The sequence below is a fragment of the Prevotella multiformis genome, from assembly GCF_018127985.1.
In the GTDB taxonomy this organism is placed as follows: domain Bacteria; phylum Bacteroidota; class Bacteroidia; order Bacteroidales; family Bacteroidaceae; genus Prevotella; species Prevotella multiformis.
In genome coordinates this window covers 469,747-492,497 of record NZ_CP072357.1, presented here as the reverse complement: position 1 = coordinate 492,497, position 22,751 = coordinate 469,747, and the positions used below count along the sequence as shown (strand labels likewise).

Below are 22,751 nucleotides of genomic sequence, written 5' to 3'. Positions count from 1 at the left end.
AACAAAACGAATTAAGAACACCCCTTTGTGAAGAAGGGAAAAACAGTAGAATATGTATTTTGAAGATTTAGATTTAAACGATAACGTACTCGACGCACTCTATGACATGCGTTTTGATGAATGCACACCGGTTCAGGAGAAGTGCATTCCGGAGATTCTGAAAGGGAAGGATGTATTGGGCGTTGCCCAGACAGGAACGGGCAAGACAGCGGCCTACCTTCTTCCGGTTCTTTCCAAACTGGCCGATGGCGGCTACCCGGAGTCGGCCATCAACTGCGTCATCATGTCGCCGACCCGGGAGCTGGCACAGCAGATCGATCAGGCCATGCAGGGTTTCGCCTACTATCTTGACGGTGTGTCATGCGTTGCTGTCTATGGCGGCAACGACGGCAACCGCTACGATCAGGAGCTGAAGAGCCTGTCGCTCGGAGCCGATGTCGTCATCGCGACACCGGGACGCTTCATTTCCCACATCTCTCTTGGCAATGTCGATCTGTCCAAGGTGAGCTTCTTCATTCTCGACGAGGCCGACCGCATGCTCGACATGGGATTCTCCGAAGATATCATGACTATTGCCAAGAAGCTGCCGGCCTCCTGCCAGACGATCATGTTCTCGGCCACAATGCCGAAAAAGATTGAAGAACTGGCCAAGACACTGCTGAAGAATCCTGTAGAGATAAAACTGGCAGTCAGCAAACCGGCAGAGAAAATCCATCAGATGGCATACGTGTGCTACGAGACACAGAAGATCGGCATCATCAAGGACATCTTCAAGGCAGGCGACCTCAAGCGTGTCATCATCTTCTCTGGATCGAAGCAGAAAGTGAAGCAGATCGCAGCATCGTTGAGCCGCAAACACATCAACTGCGGAGAAATGCACTCCGATCTCGACCAGGAACAGCGCAACGACGTGATGTTCAAGTTCAAGAGCGGCCAGATAGATGTCCTGGTGGCTACGGACATCGTGGCACGTGGCATCGACATCGACGATATCACCATGGTCATCAACTATGATGTGCCGCACGATGCCGAGGATTATGTCCACCGCATCGGCCGTACGGCCCGTGCCGACCGTGACGGAAAGGCCATCACCTTCGTGAGTGTCGATGACATCTATTATTTCCAGCAGATAGAAGCCTTCCTGGAGAAAGAAATAGAGAAGATCCCGCTCCCTGAAGAACTTGGCGAAGGTCCGGAATACAAAAGCAACGGGAAGCCGAAGAGAGGAGGATCCGCCAAGAGTCGTCGCAGAAAAGACCGTGACCAGCAGAGCCACAAGGACAAGAAACAAGGCGGCAACAAGCAGCGCAGCCGGCGCCCGACGGCACAGGACCAGAATGTTTCCGATGACCGCAATGCTGACAAGCAGGAACGCGAGACATCCGACAGGCAGAACGGTAACAAACAGAAACAGCAGGAGAACAGACCGGAGGCAGCTGAGGAGAAGTCCGGAGACAAAAAGAACGGCAGACAGTCAAAAGGCAGACAGCAGGATCGGCAGCCAAAGGCCGACAAGGAGAAGCGTACCGCCAGAAAGCCTGCCAGCAGCAGGGATGCTGCCGAAAAGAATACCGCCCAGCAGGCAAAGAAACCGAACAGCAGACGCAAGAAGCGCAACAACCGGCAGCGGACACCAGAAGAGAAAGCCGTAAGACGGAGCACCAAGTATGACATCCGTGAAGAACTGCCGACAGCTTCCAAAAACGGCTCTGGTCTGAAGGCACTTATCAAGAAGCCTCTGAAGTGGCTTCGTGGATTCGGCAAGAGATAAGCATAAAGCGACAATCCGAGCATCATGCCCGTAACCACTTGAACCTTGGTTACGGGCATTTTCATATCGTGAAACCTCCGCCGAACTCCCTTACACGAGATGCTCGAGAGGTGTAGGTTGTTGATGATCATATATATGGCTTTGAGACAAATAGAGCTTTGCAGAGGTCTTATCGTGAACAGGAACCGCCCGTGCAAGGAGAAGGTCTGAGCGCACATCGGCCGGTTTCCCACAGTACACCGGTCTGCCTGCTCTTCTCCCTCATCCGGTTCCTGTCTAAATGACAACCAGTCATTGTACATCCGTCTGATAAACCCAAATCAATCATTAGATTAAATCGATTTCATTTTTACCAAAAAAACGTCGAGTACACGCAAATAGTCAGCTTACCATACACCTTTCAGACAGCAGAAGAATATCTTTGTAACTGTTTGCTTTTGAAAATCTCTAATGACCGATTGGGGTAAGCAGACTTACAGATGCACAACAAAGAAGTCCGTTTCTTTTCTTACAGACTGGAATCCGTGAAGAAAGCCTCCACCCAGATACATTCCCCCTACATATAATCAATGATGTATAAGGAAAAATGGACCTCCTTCCCTTTACGAAATTAGGCTGCAACCCCTTGTTTTAATAAGGAGTCACAGCCCAATACACTGTATTGTAAGAAATCACTACATTTCTTCCACTGCTGCCTGCGCCGCTGCAAGTCTTGCAATCGGCACACGGAATGGAGAGCAGCTCACGTAATTGAGTCCTACACGGTGACAGAACTTGACAGAACTGGGCTCACCGCCATGCTCACCGCAGATACCACATTTAAGGTTCTTGCGCGTCTTACGTCCTTTCTCAACGGCCATCTTGATCAGCTGACCGACACCTTTCTGGTCAAGAACCTGGAACGGGTCGACATCAAGGATCTTCTTCTCCAGATAGCTTGGCAGGAAGCTGGCAATGTCATCACGACTGTATCCGAAGGTCATCTGCGTCAGGTCGTTTGTACCGAAGCTGAAGTATTCCGCCTTCTCCGCAATGACATCAGCCGTCAGGGCTGCACGTGGGATCTCAATCATCGTACCTACTTTGAACGGTACTTCTACCCCCTCCTTCTTGAAGAGTTTGCTTGCCGTCTTACGGATGATGTGCTCCTGAATATCAAGCTCGTTTACGATACCTACCAGCGGGACCATGATTTCCGGTTTAGGATCAAATCCCTCTTTCTTCAACTGGATAGCAGCACCAAGGATTGCCTTTGTCTGCATGGCGGTAATCTCCGGGAAGGTATTTCCCAGACGGCAGCCACGGAGTCCCAGCATTGGGTTATGTTCGGAAAGCGAGCTTACCCGCTCCTGAATAAACTGAACACTTACACCCATTTCCTCTGCCATGGTTTCCTGCCCCTTCAGGTCGTGAGGAACAAACTCGTGCAAAGGCGGGTCAAGCAGACGGATATTTACCGGCATGCCGTCCATACACTTCAAGATGCCATAGAAGTCCTGCTTCTGATAAGGCAGGAGCTTGTCAAGCGCTTTCTCACGATCTTCGGTACTGTCAGCAAGAATCATCTCGCGCATGGCCTTGATTTTCTCGTTCTCGAAGAACATGTGCTCCGTACGGCAGAGACCGATACCTACAGCACCGAAGTTGCTTGCCACCTCAGCATCGTGTGGCGTATCAGCGTTCGTGCGGACAACGAGCTTCGTGTACTTCTTACAGAGATCCATCAGTTCGGCGAAATCACCTGTGACCTCAGCCGGACGTGTCTTTACCTCACCGGCATAGACCTCACCGGTCGAACCATTCAATGAGATGTAATCTCCCTCACGGATGATGGTCCCGTCGATCTCAACCGTCCTTGCCTTGTAATCTACCATGATCGCTCCTGCACCGCTGACGCAACACTTGCCCATACCACGTGCCACCACAGCTGCATGAGAGGTCATACCGCCACGTGCGGTCAAGATGCCCTCTGCTGCGGACATGCCGGCAAGATCCTCTGGAGAGGTCTCGATGCGGACCATGATTACCTGGTGACCGTCTTCATGCCACTTTGTAGCATCGTCGGCAAAGAACACCACCTGACCGCAGGCTGCACCTGGGGATGCCGGCAGACCACGCGTCAGCACGCGTACCTGTGCCAATGCCTCCTTGTCGAACACCGGATGGAGGAGTTCGTCGAGCTTATTCGGCTCACAGCGCAGAAGTGCCGTCTTCTCATCAATCTCACCTTCGTGAAGCAGGTCCATGGCGATCTTTACCATCGCCGTACCCGTACGCTTTCCGTTACGTGTCTGGAGGAACCAGAGCTTGCCTTCCTGTACGGTGAACTCCATATCCTGCATGTCATGGTAGTGCTTCTCCAGCTTGTCCTGAAGTGCATACAGCTGTGCGTACAGCTCGGGCATTGCTTCCTCCATGGACGGGTATTTCGCGCTGCGCGTCTTCTCGTCTATGTTCTGCTGTGCAGCCCAGCGGAGAGAGCCTTCCTTGGTAATCTGCTGCGGTGTACGGATACCTGCAACGACATCTTCCCCCTGTGCATTGATAAGGTACTCTCCGTTGAAGCGGTTTTCGCCTGTGGCAGCATCACGTGAGAAGCAGACGCCGGTAGCGGAAGTATCTCCCATGTTGCCGAACACCATTGCCATGACAGTAACGGCAGTACCCCACTCCTGTGGAATCCCCTCCATCTTGCGGTAGAGGATGGCACGCTCGTTCATCCAGGAATCAAATACAGCGCAGACAGCTCCCCAGAGCTGCTCCATCGGATCGGTCGGGAAGTCCTTCCCTGTCTGTTCCTTGATGGCCTGCTTGAAGAGAACAACCAGCTGCTTCAGTTCGTCAACGGTCATCTCATTGTCGAGTTTGATGCCACGCTGGCTCTTTACCTTCTGTATGATGGCCTCGAACGGGTCAATGTCTTCCTTGTTCACCGGTTTCATGCCCAGCACCACATCACCGTACATCTGCACAAAGCGACGATAGCTGTCGAAAGCGAAACGCTCATTGCCGGTCTTCTTGGCCAGTCCCTCGACGACACTGTCGTTCAGACCAAGGTTGAGGATGGTATCCATCATGCCCGGCATGGAGGCACGTGCGCCCGAACGAACACTCACCAGGAGCGGATTGGCCGGATCGCCGAACTTTGAATTCATCAAAGATTCAATGTGTTTCACGCTTTTCTCCACATCCGCTTTCAGCAGACCCACTACAGTCTCTTTACCCTTCTCAAAATACTCGTTACATACATCGGTAGTAATTGTAAAACCCGGAGGAACCGGCACGCCGATAAGATTCATCTCGGCCAGATTGGCACCCTTGCCACCAAGGAGATTCCGCATGTCAGCCTTACCTTCTGCCTTACCGTTACCGAAGGTATAAACTCTTTTTTCGCTCATAGTTATAAAATGATAATAAATTTTAGTTATTCATCTTTAGTGCAAATATACCAAAAAACAGGTAAAGCAGCAAACTTTTTAGGGAAAATTGCTATCTTCACCTTACATTTTTGTATTGTTTGCGTACACAGAACCGATTGGGAACTGCCAAGCAACGTGCAAATAGAAAAAAAAGCCGTACCTTTGTCCCGAAATACAAAACAGATTATGAGTAGAAAGAGAAAGCCATTCCCCCTTCTGGAGAACATCACCATAGAAGCGGTGGCAGCCGAAGGAAAATGTGTCGCCCACGTAGACGACAAGGTCGTTTTCGTCCCATTCGTCGTTCCGGGAGACGTCGTAGACCTCCAGATACGCAAGAAGAAACGCACTTACTGCGAAGCTACGGTTGTCCGGTTCGTCAGCAAGAGTGCTGTACGCGAGACCCCCATGTGCGAACACTTCGGCATCTGCGGCGGGTGCAAATGGCAGAATCTGCCTTACAACGAACAGCTGAAAGCAAAGCAGCAGCAGGTCTATGACCAGCTGAGCCGTATAGGGAAGGTGGAGCTTCCGGAGTTCCGTCCTATCATGGGATCCGTGCATACAAAGGAATATCGCAACAAGCTGGAGTTCGGGTGCGCCAACAAACGATGGTACACGGCAGAGGAATTGCAGGCTCTGCCGGAGGATGCCGGACTGTCAGAGGGAGCCATCGGCTTCCACATCACAGGAGCTTTCGACAAGGTCTACCCCATTGAGAAATGCTGGCTGATGGATGATCTCTGCAATCAGATCCGCAATGACATCCGCGACTATGCGCTCGGAACAGGCATGACATTCTACGACATCCGGGGACAGCATGGCCTGCTGCGTGACATTATGGTGCGCAACTCCAATACAGGCGAGTGGATGGTACTCATCCAATTCCACTACGACGAGGAGGGAGACGAGGAGCGTGCGAAGGCGCTGATGCAGCATGTCGCCGACCGTTTTCCGCAGATCACCTCCCTCTCCTATGTAGACAACCAGAAGGGGAATGACACTTTCAACGACCTCGACCTCATTACCTTCAAAGGCAACGACTACATCTTCGAGACAATGGAAGACCTGAAATTCAAGGTAGGTCCGAAGAGCTTTTACCAGACAAATACCGAACAGGCCTACCATCTCTATTCCGTAGCCAGGGAGTTCGCCTCCCTTACAGGCGACGAACTCGTTTACGACCTCTACACCGGAACAGGGACAATCGCCAACTTCGTCGCCGGTAAGGCACGGAAAGTCATCGGTATAGAGTATGTACCGGAAGCCATTGAAGACGCCAAGGTCAATTCTGAGATCAACAACATCAGCAACACGCTTTTCTATGCAGGAGACATGAAAGATATTCTGACAGAGGATTTCATCAGCCGTCAGGGTCGTCCTGATGTCATTATCACCGACCCCCCACGTGCCGGCATGCATCCTGAAGTCATCAATGTCATCCTCGGAGCAAGTCCGGAACGTATCGTTTACGTCAGCTGCAACCCAGCCACCCAGGCACGCGACCTCGCCCTGCTCGATGCAGACTATCAGGTTGCGGCCGTCCAGCCGGTTGATATGTTTCCGCATACGCCGCACGTGGAGAACGTTGTCCTTTTAGAGAAGCGGTGACGTGTGCTACGAGATCTCCGCAAAACTCTTCCCATCCGGTTTCATAATTGTTTATCGGTCAGCAATACCGGTCATAGGCATCTTGGCGTGCGTGCCTCAGAGATTTCGTTCCACTATTTCCACTTTGCAGGGCAGACAGGTGAAGTCCGGGAGCATGCTGCATAGACTTTCCCCGACAGGACAAGGTGATCAGAACCCATCCCGTACGAAAAAGTACTGCCCGGCAGACACCTCCCGCATAAGTCATCGTTTTCTTACGATACATCACCGTGACCGGGACGGCTTTGTCTATCCTTTTCCGGTAGATGTATCGGTGTCCGTCACATTATAGAGTTGGCAAACACCATTCGTGCTGAACGCTCCGCACCATTCGTGTCGTTGGCAAACACCATTCGTGTTGAACGCTCTGCACCATGACGATCCATGGCCAGTACGGAATGCGACTTGCAGTAGAAGGATAGCCGTACAGACAAGGGCTGATTGATCAGGGGAATACCTTTCTGTAAAAAAGAGATTATGGGATTTCGCCTCCCTATCCGAAAAAAGAAACCAGAAAACAATAAAGGCAGACATCTCATCCCGCCCACATTCCTATCTGTCAGAAGTGGGAGGAATGGCATGTCTGCCTTTATCTTGACATTCGTCCGTAACCGGACGCTGCTTGCAACCGCATCCGAACCCGCCGGACGGCATTGTCATCTGCCATAACAGCGACCAGGGTTTGCCGGCTGTCTATGCGGGACTACAGTTCCCACCCGATAGCAGAAGCGCCGAGCACGGCCGCAGCCGCATCGTCAAGCGAACTTACCAGGAACTTCGGCTTGTCCTTGAATATTTCCAGGGCATGTTCCTTGTAGGAGCGGACAATAGGCTGCATCAGCAAGTCGCCGGCTTTTGTCAGACCGCCGAAGAAGATGAATGCCTCCGGCGAAGAGAATGTCGCAAAGTCGGCACAGGCCTCACCCAGCATGTTCCCGGTGAACTCATAGACGCGTTTGGCAAGTGCGTCTCCGCGGCCAGCAGCAATGGAAACGTCCAGAGAGGTGATCTTCGCAGGCTTCAACTCGCGCAGCAAAGAATCTTCATCGCTCTCCTTCAGGAACTCCCGGGCTGTGCGTGCCACGCCGGTGGCGGAACAGTAAGCCTCCAGACAGCCTGTGCGGCCACAGCCGCAGCTGCGTCCTTTCTCTCCACGCACCATTACCACGTGCCCCAGCTCACCGGCGAAGCCGTCTGATCCATACACCATCTGTCCATTGATGACAATGCCCGAACCGACTCCAGTACCGAGGGTGATCATGATGAAGTCTTTCATACCGCGTGCCACACCGTACTGCATCTCGCCGATGGCAGCAGCGTTCGCATCATTGGTAAGACCTACCGGAATTCCCAGTTTCTCTGAGAACAAATCTCCCAAAGGCACGACACCATCATGCCCCCACGACAGGTTCGGTGCGAACTCGATGGTCCCGCGATAGAAGTTGCCGTTAGGAGCCCCGATACCCATGGCACGGAACTGACTGATACCGCCGTATTTTAAAACAAGCGGCCTCAATGCCTCCACGCCGGCTTCCACGAAATCATCGACAGTCTTGTAAGCCTGTGTCTTGATAGAGTTAGTAGCGAGTACCTGTCCGCGCTGGTCAACAATCCCGAAGACAGCATTTGTTCCCCCCAAATCCAAGCCAATGACAAATGGCTTTTCCAAACCAGCCACAACTGGCTTCTGTTCTGTAATGTCCATGACTATATAAGTTTTTAGTTTGACTATAATATGCGCAAAGTTATGAAAAAAGTGCAATACCACAAAGTTTTGTCAGGTAAATTTGCTTATCTCGTATTATTTTTGCAATTTTGCACTCAAAATTACAAGCATGCAGTTTCCTATTCAATTAGATATTCTGGATTTCATTTTCAAAGGTCTGCTGATCGGCATAATCGCCTCGGCGCCGATGGGGCCGGTCGGAATATTGTGTATTCAACGCACGCTGAACAAGGGTCGTTGGTATGGCTTCATCACCGGAATCGGAGCAGCTGCCAGTGATACGATTTATGCGCTCATCGTAGCTTTGGGTATGGGATTTATTGTCAGCTTCCTGAAGAACCCCACCTACCAGCTTGTCCTTCAGATCTCAGGCAGCGTCATCCTCCTGCTCTTCGGTATCTACTGCTTCAAGTCCAACCCGATGAAGAAGATGCACAAAAGCGGGAACACCAAGGGGACTATCTTCCAGAATGGCCTGACAGCATTTCTTGTAACATTTTCCAATCCCCTGATCATCTTCCTCTTCATGGCGACCTTTGCCCAGTTCGCCCTGATACAGCCCCATCGTATGTTTGAGACCATCGTCGGCTTTTCCTGTATTCCGGTCGGTGCCCTGCTGTGGTGGTATGGGCTGACCTGGCTGGTCGACAAGATCAGAGGAAAGTTTGATGTCAACGGAATACTCATCATCAACAAGGTGATCGGAGCCGTTGTCATCATCTTCTCGATCATTATTCTATTGGGTACGATATTCAACCTCTATCACCTGCCATCCTATTATTAGATGGATTGACATGGACAGCAAGTTGCCGGATTCTGAAAGAGAACGTTGTCTGTCAAAAGGCTGTCCATCAGAGAGGGTACAAATCAGATACATAGTTACGCACCGTTCAAAGATGTTTGTTGCAAAGGAATTAAGAAAAAAGAACATAGCAGAATACTTGCTTTATATGTGGCAGATAGAAGATACTATCCGTGCCTACGGCTGTTCACTGACACGAATCCGCAAAGAGTACATTGACCGTTTTCAATATACCGAGGAGCAAAAAGAAGAAGAGGAAGACTGGTTCGGCGATCTTGTACGCATGATGAACCGGGAAGGCTGCCGAGAGAACGGACACCTGCAGATCAACAAAGTACTCATGCAGGATCTGACAGAACTGCACGCACAGCTGCTGCAATCGTCAAAGTTCCCATTCTATTCCGCCGAATATTACCGTGTACTTCCTTTCATCGTCGAACTGAGAGGTAAGGCAAAACGCACGGCGGACAAGATGGCACGCACGAATGACAGACGGCTGAAGAGTGTCGCCTCCCAGTTAGCAGAGAGCGAGGTGGAGACCTGCTTCGACCTGCTGTACGGGGTGATGATGCTACGCCTGCAGAAGAAGGAGGTGACACCCGAGACGACCCGTGCGCTGAAAGAGGTGACGACATTCATCGGAATGTTGTCAGACTACTACATAAAGGACAAGACGGAAGGACTGGACTTCGGCGAAGAATAAAGAGGAAGACAATGAATATTTTAGTAACAGGAGCCAACGGACAGCTTGGCAATGAAATACAGCTTGTCGCGAGAAACAGTAAGGACAACTACATCTTTACAGATGTATGTGAGGGATATACGAAGCTCGACATCACCAATCTGGAAGACATCCGCAAAATGGTGCATGACCACAACATTACGTGCATCATCAACTGTGCGGCATGGACAAATGTGGACAAAGCCGAGACGGCAGGCGAGATTGTCGAAACGCTCAATGCCGTCGCCCCCGGCAATCTTGCCAAGGCCATGAAGGAGGTGGATGGCCTGCTGGTCCACATCAGCACGGACTACGTCTTCGGCGGCGATCCTTACAACACTCCCTGCAAGGAGGAGATGAAGGGGACTCCCACCGGAGTCTATGGGCTGTCCAAACTGCATGGCGAAGAGAAAATACAGGCTACCGGCGTGAAACACATTATTCTCCGCACGGCATGGCTTTACAGTGAGTTCGGACACAACTTCGTCAAGACAATGATGAATCTTACGGCGACCAAGCCCCTGCTGAAGGTCGTCTTCGACCAATGCGGAACGCCCACCTACGCCGGCGATCTGGCAGAAACGATCTATGATATCATAGAGAATCGCAAGTATGAAGGCAAAAGCGGAATCTACCACTTCTCCAATGAAGGCGTATGCAGCTGGTACGATTTCACCATCAAGATTGCAGAACTTGCCGGCAATACGACCTGCGAGATCCTGCCTTGCCACAGCGACGAGTTCCCCTCTCCGGTCAGGCGTCCGGCATATTCCGTACTCGACAAGACAAAAATTAAAGAGACCTTCGGCATGAAGATTCCTTATTGGGTCGATTCTCTGAAGAAATGTGTGGAATCCTTGCAGAAACAAGGTTGACAAAAGAAAGGTAAAAGAAAACAGAAGGCAAGACATTGCCTGAAGTTCTGGAGAAAAGGAAGTCATCGCTCTCACTTCCAATACATTCCGGAAGAGAAACTGCCGGCTTGACTCTTCAACTCCATTAACTCCCCAAATAAAAGCAAATGAACGAAATAGAACGCAGGCGAACGTTCGCCATCATCTCCCACCCGGATGCCGGTAAGACGACACTGACCGAGAAATTCCTTCTCTTCGGCGGGCAGATACAGGTTGCCGGTGCGGTCAAGAGCAACAAGATCCGCAAGACAGCCACATCCGACTGGATGGATATAGAGAAACAACGTGGCATCTCTGTATCAACTTCCGTAATGGAATTTGACTACGAAGGATACAAAGTGAATATCCTTGACACCCCCGGCCACCAGGACTTTGCCGAAGATACCTACCGTACACTGACAGCCGTAGACTCGGCCATCATCGTCGTCGACTCCGCCAAAGGTGTCGAGGCACAGACACGTAAGCTGATGGAGGTGTGCCGTATGCGTAATACGCCGGTCATCATTTTCATCAACAAGATGGACCGCGAAGGACGCGACCCGTTCGATGTGCTGGACGAGCTGGAAGAAGAACTCCAGATCAGCGTGCGCCCCCTGTCCTGGCCTATCGGACAGGGACAGCGTTTCAAGGGTGTCTACAACATCTACGAACAGCAGCTCAATCTCTTCACGCCCAACAAACAGCGTGTGACGGAGAAAGTGGAGGTAGACATCAACTCAGAGGAACTGGATGCACAGGTCGGTGCAGACTTTGCCGGACAGCTTCGCAACGACCTCGAACTGGTCAACGGTGTCTATTCCGACTTTGATGTAGAAGCCTATCGACGTGCAGAAGTCGCCCCCGTATTCTTCGGCTCTGCACTGAACAACTTCGGCGTACAGGAGCTGCTCAACTGTTTCGTGGAGATTGCTCCCAGCCCGCGTCCTACCAAGGCCGAGGAACGCATGGTAGAACCGACAGAGCCTAAGTTCACAGGCTTCATCTTCAAGATCACGGCCAATATCGACCCCAACCACCGCAGCTGCATCGCCTTCTGCAAGGTGTGCTCTGGAAAGTTCCAGCGCAACCAGCCTTACCTGCACGTCCGCAACGGAAAGACAATGCGTTTCTCCTCCCCTACCCAGTTCATGGCACAGCGCAAGAGTACGGTCGAGGAGGCTTACCCAGGCGACATCGTAGGTCTGCCGGACAATGGCGGTGTCTTCAAGATCGGTGACACGCTTACCGAGGGAGAACAGATTCATTTCCGCGGTCTGCCGAGTTTCTCCCCGGAACTGTTCAAGTACATTGAGAACGACGACCCCATGAAGTCCAAGCAGTTTCTCAAGGGTATTGAGCAGCTGATGAACGAGGGCGTGGCGCAGTCGTTTGTCAACCAGTTCAACAACCGCCGCATCGTCGGCACTGTCGGACAGCTTCAGTTCGAGGTTATCCAGTACCGGTTGGAACATGAGTACAATGCCAAATGCCGCTGGGAGCCGGTACATCTCTACAAGGCCTGCTGGATAGAAGCGGATGACGAAACGGAGCTTGAGAACTTCAAAAAACGCAAGTATCAGTATATGGCAAAGGACAATGAAGGGCGTGATGTCTTCCTTGCCGACTCCGGCTATGTGCTAAGTATGGCACAGCAGGACTTTGAACACATCCGCTTCCACTTCACAAGCGAGTTCTAAGATACTTCCAGGAAATACATAAAAGGAAACATAAAAGGAAACATAAAAATCGAAAAAGAGGGTGTGTCAAAATGTACACATCCTCTTTTTTATGCACAAAGCCCCGACTTTCTCAAGCCAGGGCTTTGCTATTTCCTAAAGTTTTTGTACCTTTAGGCATACAAAAAATCTCATTATGACAAAGGTACACTTTCGTTCTTACATACACAAGAAAATGATTCTTTTTCCTCAAAGAATCGATAAGGATATCGCAGAAGATGCCCCTGTTCGTCTTTTAGACGCCTTGGTGGATAATCTTATGTTGGATAATGTCTACAAGCTTTATAAGCCCAGTGGTCGCAAACCTTATCATCCACAAATGATGCTCAAGGTGATTCTTTACGCCTATATGAATAATATCTATTCCTGCCGTCGTATAGAGTCGCTTCTCAAGCGTGACATTCATTTCATCTATCTGGCAGGATATGAGCTGCCTGATTTTATTACCATCAATCGTTTTCGTAATCGTGTGAAAAAGGAAATCAACAATATCTTCACACAAGTGGTATTAGTACTTGCAGCCAAAGGTTTGATAAGTCTTGACGTTGAATATATTGACGGCACAAAAATAGAATCGAAAGCCAACAAGTATACCTTCGTTTGGAAGAGAACCGTGGAAAAGAACCGCGCCAAGTTGCAGGAACAAATACGCACACTCCTGCTTCAGGTTGATGATGTCATAGCGCAGGACAATGCCGCTAAGACAGAAGGTGTCGAGTTTACGGCAGCTCTGCTCGATGAGATATCCGAGGAATTGAACAAGTCTTTGGAATCAGCCCCTGAGCCTAAGACTAAAGAAGAGAAGCAGACTGTTAGAACCAAGAAAAAACAGCTTAAAGAACTTGAGAAGAAACGTAATAAACTCCAGGAGTATGACCAACACCTTGAGATTATGGGAGAGAGAAACTCCTACAGCAAGACCGACCCTGATGCCACGTTTATGCACATGAAGGAGGACGCTATGCGGAACGGACAGACTAAGCCTGGATATAATCTGCAGATAGCAACGGAGAACCAGTTCATCACCGACTTTGCACTCTATGCCAATCGTACCGATACACTCACACTACCTTCTTTCTTGGAGTCTTTCAAATCACGCTATCATCGTTATACCAAGACAGTCGTAGCCGATTCGGGGTATGGCTCCGAGGAGAACTATCTGTTCATGGACGTACACAATATGGAAGCCTATGTGAAGTATAACTGCTTCCATAAAGAGCAGCGTCCACGCTACACACCTGACCCATTCAGTCCCGCAAGCCTTTATTATAATAAGGAACAGGATTTCTACGTCTGCCCTATGGGACAGCATATGAAGCGTATAGGTATGAAGCGTTCCCTAACCTCTAATGGATTCGTTACTTACAGCGTACGTTATCAGGCAGAACGCTGTGATGGTTGTCCGTTGAGAGGCTCATGTTTTAAGGCAAGAGGGAACAGAATTATAGAAGTAAACCACCAACTACAGCAATATAAGCAAAAGGCACGGGAACTACTGACCTCGGAAGAAGGCATCAAGCATCGAGGACGAAGGTGCATAGAACCAGAAGCTGTTTTTGGACAAACAAAATATAATAAAGCCTACAAGAGGTTTAGGCATTTTGGCAAAGACAAGGTCAATATGGACTTTGCCTTCTTCGCTATTGCCTTTAACATAGGGAAAATGTGTAGAAAAACCAATCTAAAGGAACTAAAAGCCGTTATGGAGGTACTTTTAGTCACCTTCAGATGCTTTATACAAGTTTATATAGGTTATTTAAAGCCCAATAAATCATTTTATATGAAATTAGCAGCATAGCTGCAGTAAATAATGAATTATATGGTAGACAAGGTAAAGGAAGAATAAAAAAGAGGATGTATCAATTTTGACACACCCTCTTTTTATATGTCATGTCTGAAATGCCGATTACATCATGCCGCCCATACCCGGAGCAGCTGCCGGCATGGCCGGTGTCTCTTCAGGTTTGTCAACGATGAGGCATTCGGTTGTCAGGAACATTCCTGCAATTGAAGCAGCATTCTCAAGTGCGACACGGGAAACCTTTGCCGGATCGATGACACCGGCAGCACGGAGATCTTCGTAAACATCCTTACGGGCATTGTAACCGTAGTCGCCCTTGCCTTCACGGACATTGTTGACAACGACAGCACCTTCACCGCCGGCATTGGCTACAATCTGGCGCAGCGGCTCCTCAATGGCACGGCAGACGATGTTGATACCGGTCTGCTCATCCTGATTGTCGCCCTTAAGGTTCCTCAATGCTTCCTGTGCACGGATGTAAGTGGTACCGCCACCGACGACAACGCCTTCCTCCATCGCAGCACGTGTAGCGCAGAGTGCATCGTCAACACGGTCCTTCTTCTCCTTCATCTCCACCTCGGAGTTCGCACCGACGTAGAGGACTGCGACACCGCCGGAGAGTTTGGCCAGACGCTCCTGCAGCTTCTCCTTGTCGTAAGAACTTGTCGAAGCGGCAATCTCGTTCTTGATCTGTGCCACACGGTCTTTGATGGCATCCTTTGCACCGGCACCGTCAACAATCGTCGTGTTGTCCTTGGAGACAGTGACCTTCTTGGCCGTACCCAGCATCTCGAGTGTAGCCTTTTCCAGAGAAAGACCTTTCTCCTCGCTGATGACCACACCGCCGGTCAGTACAGCAATATCCTCGAGCATGGCCTTGCGACGGTCGCCGAAGCCCGGAGCTTTGACAGCGCAGATCTTGAGACCGGCACGCAGACGGTTGACGACCAGTGTCGTCAGTGCCTCTGAGTCGACATCCTCTGCAATGACCAGCAACGGACGACCGCTTTCGGCAGCCGGCTGGAGAATCGGCAGGAAGTCCTTTACGCTCGAAATCTTCTTGTCGTAGATGAGGATGTAAGGGTCTTCCATCACACACTCCATCTTGTCCGCATCGGTAACGAAGTAACCCGAAAGATAACCGCGGTCGAACTGCATGCCCTCAACGACACCGATACTTGTCTCGCGGGTCTTGCTCTCCTCAATGGTGATCACACCATCCTTGGACACCTTGCGCATGGCATCTGCCAGCAACTTGCCGATTTCCGGGTCGTTATTCGCACTGACCGTAGCGACCTGCTCGATCTTGTCATAATTGTCACCGACAACCTCTGCGGTCTCTTTGATGTGCTCTACCACCTTGGCAACGGCCTTGTCGATACCCCGCTTGAGATCCATAGGATTGGCACCGGCAGCTACATTCTTCAGCCCCTCGTTTACGATGGCCTGTGTAAGGATCGTAGCAGTCGTCGTGCCGTCACCGGCATCGTCACCGGTCTTGCTGGCCACGCTCTTGACAAGCTGTGCACCTGCATTCTCGAAATTGTCTTCCAGCTCCACTTCCTTGGCAACGGTCACACCGTCCTTGGTAATCTGCGGAGCACCGAACTTCTTGCCAAGTACTACGTTACGGCCTTTAGGGCCAAGCGTTACTTTTACAGCATTTGCCAACTGGTCTACGCCGCTCTTCAGGAGTTCACGCGCATCTGTATCGAATTTTATTTCTTTTGCCATTTTCTTTTTCTTTAAGTTTGAAAATTGAACTTTGAATTTTATGTTTTACCGGCCGGACATTCCGGCTTCTTCTCCCCTTTCCCGCAGGATGTGACGTGGGGAAGACTTTTATTCTATGACAGCGAGAACATCGCTCTGGCGCATCATCAGGTATTTCTCTCCTTCATTCTCGATTTCCGTACCTGCATACTTGCCATAGAGCACTTCGTCGCCTGCCTTGAGGACCATTGCCTCATCCTTGGTGCCATTGCCTGCTGCGACGACCTTGCCACGCTGCGGCTTCTCTTTCGCCGTATCAGGAATTATGATACCGCCCACTTTTTCTTCTGCCTGTGCCGGAAGCACGAGGACTCTGTCTGCTAAAGGTTTAATTGTCATAATCAATCTATTTTTAGTTCTAATCTGTCTTTTTTCTCCTACTGATGAAGTAGTTTCGCTTTCCACTCTACGAAAAGCGTGCCAAAGCAGTGTACTGACAGTCTTCGGAAGCCATCTGTGCCAACCTGTCAGTCTGCACCGGCATTTGCAGGGCAGCATCTAAGAACACCTTGGAGGGATGACCGTCTTTTAAGCGGGCAGATTCCGCTCCCTTCCTGAAAGGGGACAGCGGGTCATGGCCATGAAACCGGAAGGGAGAGCCGGAGATGCCGTATGAAAACAAGGAGAGACAGAGGGGGTGGCATATCCCTGGCGGCAGACCCATCCGGGACTTTAAGAACGTACCGCAGGAAATCCGAGGGGAAACGCTGTCTTTCCTTTAAAGAAAATGGAACTTTCTTTATCCGGCAGGATTATAGTTTGGGAACTTTATCTAAATTTGCAACAGAAAGAACAGAATCGAAAGGAAATATGATGTCTATTACAGAAAAGATTTCAACAGAACTTCAACACTTGTCCAATCCTGAAAAGCGGGAGATCTTCCCGAGATTCTTCAAGGCAGGAAAAGGCGAATATGGCGAAGGCGACCGCTTCTTAGGGGTGACAGTACCGGATATACGGTCCGTGGCAAGACGGCACAAGGACATTGCACTGGACGAAATCCGGGAACTGATGCAGTCGGAATGGCATGAGGTAAGACTGTGTGCCCTGCTGGTCATGGTGGAAAAAAGCAAAAAGAAAGACGACGGCTTACGCCGCCGGCTTTTCGACCTCTATCTCTCGCTGACCGAACGGATCAACAACTGGGACCTCGTCGACCTCTCCTGCCGCTTCCTCGTAGGGGAATACCTGCTCGACAAGTCACGTGACATTCTTTACCGGCTGTCCCAAAGTCCACTGCTATGGGACAACCGCATTGCCATCGTCTCCACGTACGCCTTCATACGCAAGGGCGAACTGGAAAACACGTATGCACTGAGCGACCTGATGATGCACCACCCGCACGACCTCATGCACAAAGCCATCGGCTGGATGCTCCGTGAGGCCGGCAAACGCGATCCGGAACGTCTCTACGGATATGTTCTCGGGCACCGTGCGGACATGCCGCGCACCATGCTGCGCTATGCCATCGAGAAGTTCAGCCCTGAAGAGCGCGCCGTGATCATGCAGCGCGTGTAAGACCCGGCTGATGCCAGCACAGCGGTACGGCGGTTCCCAAGGCCTGGTACTGCTGTTCCCAACCGGTCGGGAACAGGATTCCCGGCCGTCGGGAACAGGATTCCCAGCGGGCGGGACAAAAAAAAGCAGAGACACATCTTTCATGTATCCCTGCCGGTCTATGTTGTTTCCGGAAATGCACGTTGCCGTTCCGGCCCTATGCGCACCTGCCGGATCTATTTTCCTCTTTTGTTTTCAGGCAGCCACCGCAGCCTCCTCCCCGGCTGCACGGATCCGCCGCGTCCTTTCAAGCAAGAAGCCGGGGCCGCCCGCCTGAAAGGCAGAAAAGCATCCGTGGCAATCACATCCGCCGTCCGTTTCCGGGCGCCTCCCTACTCCACCATGAAGTTGTGCAGGTCGACGAACTTGCCACGCTGGCGGCGTTCTTCGATCAGACGTGCCAGCTTGGCTCTGCGGTGGGGGGCAATCCATTTGCGCCCGAAGATGTTCGGAATGGCTACGCCGAGGGCAATGCAAAGCAATACCAGAGAGCCGTTGATGGCATTGAGTACGGCAAATGTCACTTCACCGATGACACCCTGCATCTCGATGAGCCCGTAAAGAGCACGATACATCAACACACCCGGGACAATCGGGATGACAGCCGGTATCGTGATGCACTGATGCGGTGTATGGAGGAAGTGTACGGCCTTGATGTTGATCAGCGAAATCAGGGCTGATCCGCAAAGTGAGCCTACGATCAGACCCAGCCCCAGACCGATATTGCCTGTCTCCGGTCCGAGATTGATGAAGTTGCGGGAGCAGACGCAGATGATTCCCCCGATGGCTATCCACGGCATCAGCCGGTAGGGAATGTTGTAAATGGTCGCAAAGCCCATAGCCGATATGGCTGCCGCAACGGCATACTCTATGAAATTATGGTGAGGCGTCATCGACAAGTCCTTGACAAAGTTGTCAATGCTGCCGCACTTGATGGCGATCGCAATGCCGAAAGCCATGGAGACCACGATGAGCAGCGTGTTCATCGCCCGGACAAGACCTGTATTGATGTAGTTGTCCAGCAGGTCGTTGACGGCATTGATCAAAGGAACTCCCGGGACAATGTAAAGCGCACAGGCAAGCAGCGGATGCCAAGGGGTGGAACTGTACAGAATCGGGCGCAGGAACGCAGGTAATGCCGCCTGGACAGATGGGGACGACAGATAAGACGACAGCCATGCCAGAATCGTGCTGACGAAAGCGGCGATTGCAAAATTGGCATAGACGTTGGAACCGGAATGGTTCAGGTACATCCGCAGACGGTTGCCCAAGATGGCAGCAAGGGAGGCATAGAAGAACGCCGTCCAGTCGCAGCCGAACTGGATGCAGAAGCCGCCGCAGGCAAAGCCGGCGCCGACGGCGATCATCCAGTCTGTATAATAATGTCTGCCGTGCGCAATCTTCTCAAGTTCTTCTTCATATCTGTCCAGAGAATAATCTTCCTGGATGGCGCGCCACGAAAGTTTCGAGATTTCCTGAATGGCAAGCATGTTGATTACGTGCTTGTCACAGCGTTGCATCTTCGAGAAGCTGTGTGTCTCGTCACTCACATTCACCTGAAGGATGTAATAACCGACATCCATGTGCAGATTTTCCTTGGGCAGCCCAAGGTAAGCCGCCGTACGTTCCATATTACGTTTCACACGGCTCGTGTCTGCCGAGCTCTCCATAAGAATCTGACCTGTTCTTAGGAGTAGATCAAGTTTCCTGCGAAGGATCTTCTTGGAAGATACCATCTGATTCTCGTCCATAAAATAACAATCTTTAGCTTAATAAACGTCTGCAAAGTTACGATTAATTACCCACATGGGAAAATTACCCTGCAACAAATCAGTGCCTTGCTCCAACTTTTCACGTGACGAAGGGATGCGGACTCGCAAGTTTTTCTGTTACGGAGACACCGGGATCAGCATCCCGTGTGGAGAAAGCGACTTGTCCCTCCCGTCCCGTTCATGCAGTTCTATGCCGACAGGCTAAAGTCACATTCCGCCAATGTCCTGCGGATATTCGCTTTTGCGAGTACCGGATCCATCGCATCGGCAAGCGGCATATCCGGCGGGGTGATACACAGCACCTGCGCGAAACCGGCCCCGACCAGAGCTGCTGCGTCCGTCACTCTCCCGGCTATCAGCACGACGGGAATACCCTTGCGGATGCCGTATTGCAGCACGCAGGCGGGGATCTTCCCCATCAAGGTCTGGGCATCCGCACTTCCCTCCCCTGTCACGATGAGATCTGCCCCGTCTATCAGCGTACCGAAGCCGGCGGTCTCCAGCAGGAGGCCGGCACCTGACCTGATCTTTGCATTCATGAACTGCAGGAAGGCATAGCCCAGTCCGCCGGCAGCACCGGCTCCCCGCTCCGTGGACCGGTCGAAGCCCTGACGGGCCGCCGCCATGCGGGCGAATGTGCGTGCACGACGATCCAGGCAGGCTATCATTTCCGGAGTTGCCCCTTTCTGCGGACCGAACACTGTGGCCGCCCCCTGCTCCCCGAAGAGCGGATTGTCTACATCGGAAGCCAATGTCACATCAAGGTGCTGCGGAAGTGCGGCAGGCCAGTCTTCCCCGAGCGTATCCTTCAGCGCCGCCAGCATCCCCAGCCCGCAGTCGCTTGTCGCCGACCCGCCCAGTCCGATGATGAACCGGCTGTACCCCTTCCGAAGAGCATGGGAGAGCAGTTCACCTACTCCATAAGAGGTCGCGCGCAACGGGTTCAGCTCCTGCGGCTTGAGAAGTCCGATGCCACAGGCTGCAGCCGTCTCGAGGATGACGGTGTCATCCGTACTCACAGCATAAGAGGCACGGACAGGACGCATGAGTGCATCGTGGCAGTCGACAGCGATGGTCTTGCAGTCTAAAAGACGGGAGAAGACTTCCGTCATCCCGTCCCCTCCATCCGTAACCGGCACCTTGACCACCTCGGTCTCCCGCCATCGCTCTCTGATCCCGGACTCGGCAGCGGTCTCCGCCTCGGCAGAGGAGAGACAGCCTTTGAAACTATCAATAGCTAAAACGACACGTCTCATAACGGCCGCAAAGTTATTAAGAAATCTTGAATTATTTGGATTTTACATCTATTATATATATCTTTGCACGAAAAACATAATTAGATGCCTATATGAAACAGTTTTTCAAGTTTGTTTTCGCTTCATTCGTGGGAACGCTCCTCTTCGGTATCGTCGCAGGCTTCTTTGCACTTATCACCATCGCAGGCATGATTGCAATGCAGGATTCCACAGAGAAAATAGAGGACAACTCCGTGCTTGTCCTGAACCTGTCGGGACAGCTGGCAGAGCGAGGCGAAGACAACTTCTTCGGTCAACTGCAAGGCAATGCTACAAGCAGCATCGGGCTTGACAACCTGCTCGAAGGCATCCACAAAGCCAAAGACAACAACAACGTCAAAGGAATCTATATCGAAGCCGGCGCCTTCGCCGCCGATTCGTACGCTTCGATGCAGGCACTGCGGAATGCCCTGCTCGACTTCAAGAAGAGCGGGAAATGGATTGTCGCATACGGAGACACCTACACACAGGGCACCTATTATCTGGCTTCTGCCGCCGACAAGGTCTACCTGAATCCGCAGGGGCAGATCGACTGGCATGGACTGTCGTCCCAGCCGGTCTTCGTAAAGGACCTTCTGGCAAAGGTCGGCGTGAAGATGCAGGTGGTGAAGGTCGGTGCGTACAAGAGTGCCACCGAGATGTTTACAGGCGACAGAATGAGTGCAGCAAACCGTGAACAGACATCCGCCTACCTGAACAGTATATGGGGAAACATAACGAAGGAAGTGGGGGCAAGCAGGCGGCTGTCCACAGCGCAGCTGAATGCGTATGCCGACAGCATGATTACCTTTGCCGCACCGGAAACATACGTGAAGCTGAAACTCGTAGACGGACTGGTTTACACGGACCAGATGAAAGGGATCGTGAAAAAGCGGCTGGGACTTAAGTCCGATGATGCTATCGAGCAGGTCACCGTCGCCGACCTGCAGAATGCAGAAGACGAAACACTGGACGACGGGGACAGCCAGATCGCCGTTTACTATGCCTACGGTGACATTGTCGACGGTGCCGTAGGCGGCATGTTCGCACAGAACCACAAGATTGATGCACAGAAGGTATGCAAAGATCTGGAGGAACTGGCGGAAGACAAAGAGATAAAAGCCGTCGTACTGCGGGTCAATTCAGGAGGCGGCTCCGCTTATGCTTCAGAGCAGATATGGCACCAGATCATGGAACTGAAGAAAAAGAAGCCGGTAGTCGTCAGCATGGGAGGCATGGCGGCATCAGGAGCCTATTACATGTCGGCTCCGGCAGACTGGATTGTCGCCGAGCCTACTACCCTCACCGGCTCGATCGGAATCTTCGGAATGTTCCCTGATGCAAGCAGCCTGTTTGCAGAGAAATTAGGCGTAAGATTCGATGAGGTGAAAACCAACAAGTACGCCGGCTTCGGCACGCAGGCACGTCCCTTCACGGAAGATGAGATGGCATATCTCACTCAGTATGTCAACCGTGGATACAGACTCTTCCGCCATCGCGTGGCGGAAGGACGAAAGATGACCGACAGTCAGGTCGAGAAGATCGCCCAGGGGCATGTCTATACAGGACAGGATGCGCAGAAAATCGGCCTCGTGGACCAGCTCGGCGGTCTGGACACCGCGATTGCCAAGGCGGTACGGCTTGCCAAGCTGACCGGCTACAGCACCTGCGTTTATCCGGAGGAGCCGGGGTTCCTCGAGCAGCTGCTGGAACAGACAAAACCGGACAATTACCTCAGCGAACAGCTGCGGGCGAATCTGGGCGACTATTACGAACCATTCTCCCTGCTGAAGACGCTCAACCACCAGAGCGCCATCCAGGCACGCCTGCCCTATTTCCCAAACATCCACTAACCG

The 22,751-nt window shown here is 51.6% G+C and carries 15 protein-coding genes; 9 read left to right on the top strand and 6 right to left on the bottom strand.

Going from position 1 to position 22,751, the window contains the following annotated elements; genetic code table 11:
* Positions 1-52 precede the first annotated feature (52 nt).
* On the top strand, positions 53-1,771 hold the full coding sequence (locus J4864_RS01875) for a DEAD/DEAH box helicase (protein WP_211814394.1): 1,719 nt from the start codon (positions 53-55) through the stop codon (positions 1,769-1,771).
* Between the two features lie 674 nt (positions 1,772-2,445).
* On the opposite strand, the gene ppdK is transcribed toward J4864_RS01875, so the two are convergent.
* On the bottom strand, positions 2,446-5,169 hold the full coding sequence (gene ppdK, locus J4864_RS01870) for a pyruvate, phosphate dikinase (protein ID WP_211814393.1): 2,724 nt from the start codon (positions 5,167-5,169) through the stop codon (positions 2,446-2,448).
* Positions 5,170-5,376: 207 nt separating this feature from the next.
* Here ppdK and rlmD point away from each other — a divergent pair, with 207 nt between their 5' ends.
* A complete protein-coding gene (rlmD, locus tag J4864_RS01865) occupies positions 5,377-6,801 on the top strand; it encodes a 23S rRNA (uracil(1939)-C(5))-methyltransferase RlmD (protein ID WP_211814392.1) in 1,425 nt (474 codons plus the stop codon).
* Between the two features lie 742 nt (positions 6,802-7,543).
* On the opposite strand, the gene J4864_RS01860 is transcribed toward rlmD, so the two are convergent.
* Positions 7,544-8,545 carry an ROK family protein gene (locus J4864_RS01860; RefSeq protein WP_211814391.1) on the bottom strand — a complete coding sequence of 334 codons (1,002 nt, stop codon included), beginning with the start codon at positions 8,543-8,545 and terminating at the stop codon, positions 7,544-7,546.
* 130 nt (positions 8,546-8,675) lie between these two features.
* On the opposite strand from J4864_RS01860, the gene J4864_RS01855 reads away from it, so the two are divergent.
* The 5 genes from J4864_RS01855 (at position 8,676) to J4864_RS01835 (ending at position 14,516) form a co-directional block, all read left to right on the top strand.
* Positions 8,676-9,350 (top strand): LysE family translocator, encoded by a 675-nt coding sequence (locus J4864_RS01855; RefSeq protein ID WP_007368475.1) that lies wholly within the window; start codon positions 8,676-8,678, stop codon positions 9,348-9,350.
* Positions 9,351-9,462: 112 nt separating this feature from the next.
* On the top strand, positions 9,463-10,071 hold the full coding sequence (locus tag J4864_RS01850) for a DUF4924 family protein (RefSeq protein WP_211814390.1): 609 nt from the start codon (positions 9,463-9,465) through the stop codon (positions 10,069-10,071).
* 11 nt (positions 10,072-10,082) lie between these two features.
* Positions 10,083-10,964: a dTDP-4-dehydrorhamnose reductase gene (gene rfbD, locus J4864_RS01845; protein ID WP_211814389.1), complete on the top strand. Its 882-nt coding sequence runs from the start codon at positions 10,083-10,085 to the stop codon at positions 10,962-10,964.
* Positions 10,965-11,110: 146 nt separating this feature from the next.
* Positions 11,111-12,679 carry a peptide chain release factor 3 gene (locus tag J4864_RS01840; protein WP_211814388.1) on the top strand — a complete coding sequence of 523 codons (1,569 nt, stop codon included), beginning with the start codon at positions 11,111-11,113 and terminating at the stop codon, positions 12,677-12,679.
* Positions 12,680-12,854: 175 nt separating this feature from the next.
* Positions 12,855-14,516, top strand: a complete 1,662-nt coding sequence (locus tag J4864_RS01835) for an IS1182 family transposase (protein ID WP_211814387.1) — start codon at positions 12,855-12,857, stop codon at positions 14,514-14,516.
* Positions 14,517-14,624: 108 nt separating this feature from the next.
* Here the strand turns inward: J4864_RS01835 and groL are convergent, their stop codons facing one another.
* Both groL and J4864_RS01825 read right to left on the bottom strand, forming a co-directional pair.
* Positions 14,625-16,253, bottom strand: coding sequence for a chaperonin GroEL (groL, locus tag J4864_RS01830; RefSeq protein WP_007368471.1), 1,629 nt, complete (start codon positions 16,251-16,253; stop codon positions 14,625-14,627).
* 108 nt (positions 16,254-16,361) lie between these two features.
* The gene (locus J4864_RS01825; RefSeq protein WP_007368470.1) at positions 16,362-16,631 is read right to left on the bottom strand and encodes a co-chaperone GroES; all 270 of its coding nucleotides are present in this window, start codon (positions 16,629-16,631) and stop codon (positions 16,362-16,364) included.
* Positions 16,632-17,102: 471 nt separating this feature from the next.
* On the opposite strand from J4864_RS01825, the gene J4864_RS01820 reads away from it, so the two are divergent.
* Positions 17,103-17,810 (top strand): DNA alkylation repair protein, encoded by a 708-nt coding sequence (locus tag J4864_RS01820; protein ID WP_211814386.1) that lies wholly within the window; start codon positions 17,103-17,105, stop codon positions 17,808-17,810.
* Between the two features lie 371 nt (positions 17,811-18,181).
* Here J4864_RS01820 and J4864_RS01815 read toward each other — a convergent pair whose 3' ends face one another.
* A complete protein-coding gene (locus J4864_RS01815) occupies positions 18,182-19,600 on the bottom strand; it encodes a threonine/serine exporter family protein (protein ID WP_211814385.1) in 1,419 nt (472 codons plus the stop codon).
* A 209-nt stretch (positions 19,601-19,809) separates the two neighbouring features.
* Positions 19,810-20,877 (bottom strand): glycerate kinase, encoded by a 1,068-nt coding sequence (locus J4864_RS01810; protein ID WP_211814384.1) that lies wholly within the window; start codon positions 20,875-20,877, stop codon positions 19,810-19,812.
* 92 nt (positions 20,878-20,969) lie between these two features.
* Between J4864_RS01810 and sppA the strand changes: the two genes are divergently transcribed.
* Positions 20,970-22,748, top strand: coding sequence for a signal peptide peptidase SppA (gene sppA / locus J4864_RS01805; RefSeq protein WP_211814383.1), 1,779 nt, complete (start codon positions 20,970-20,972; stop codon positions 22,746-22,748).
* Positions 22,749-22,751: the final 3 nt, after the last annotated feature.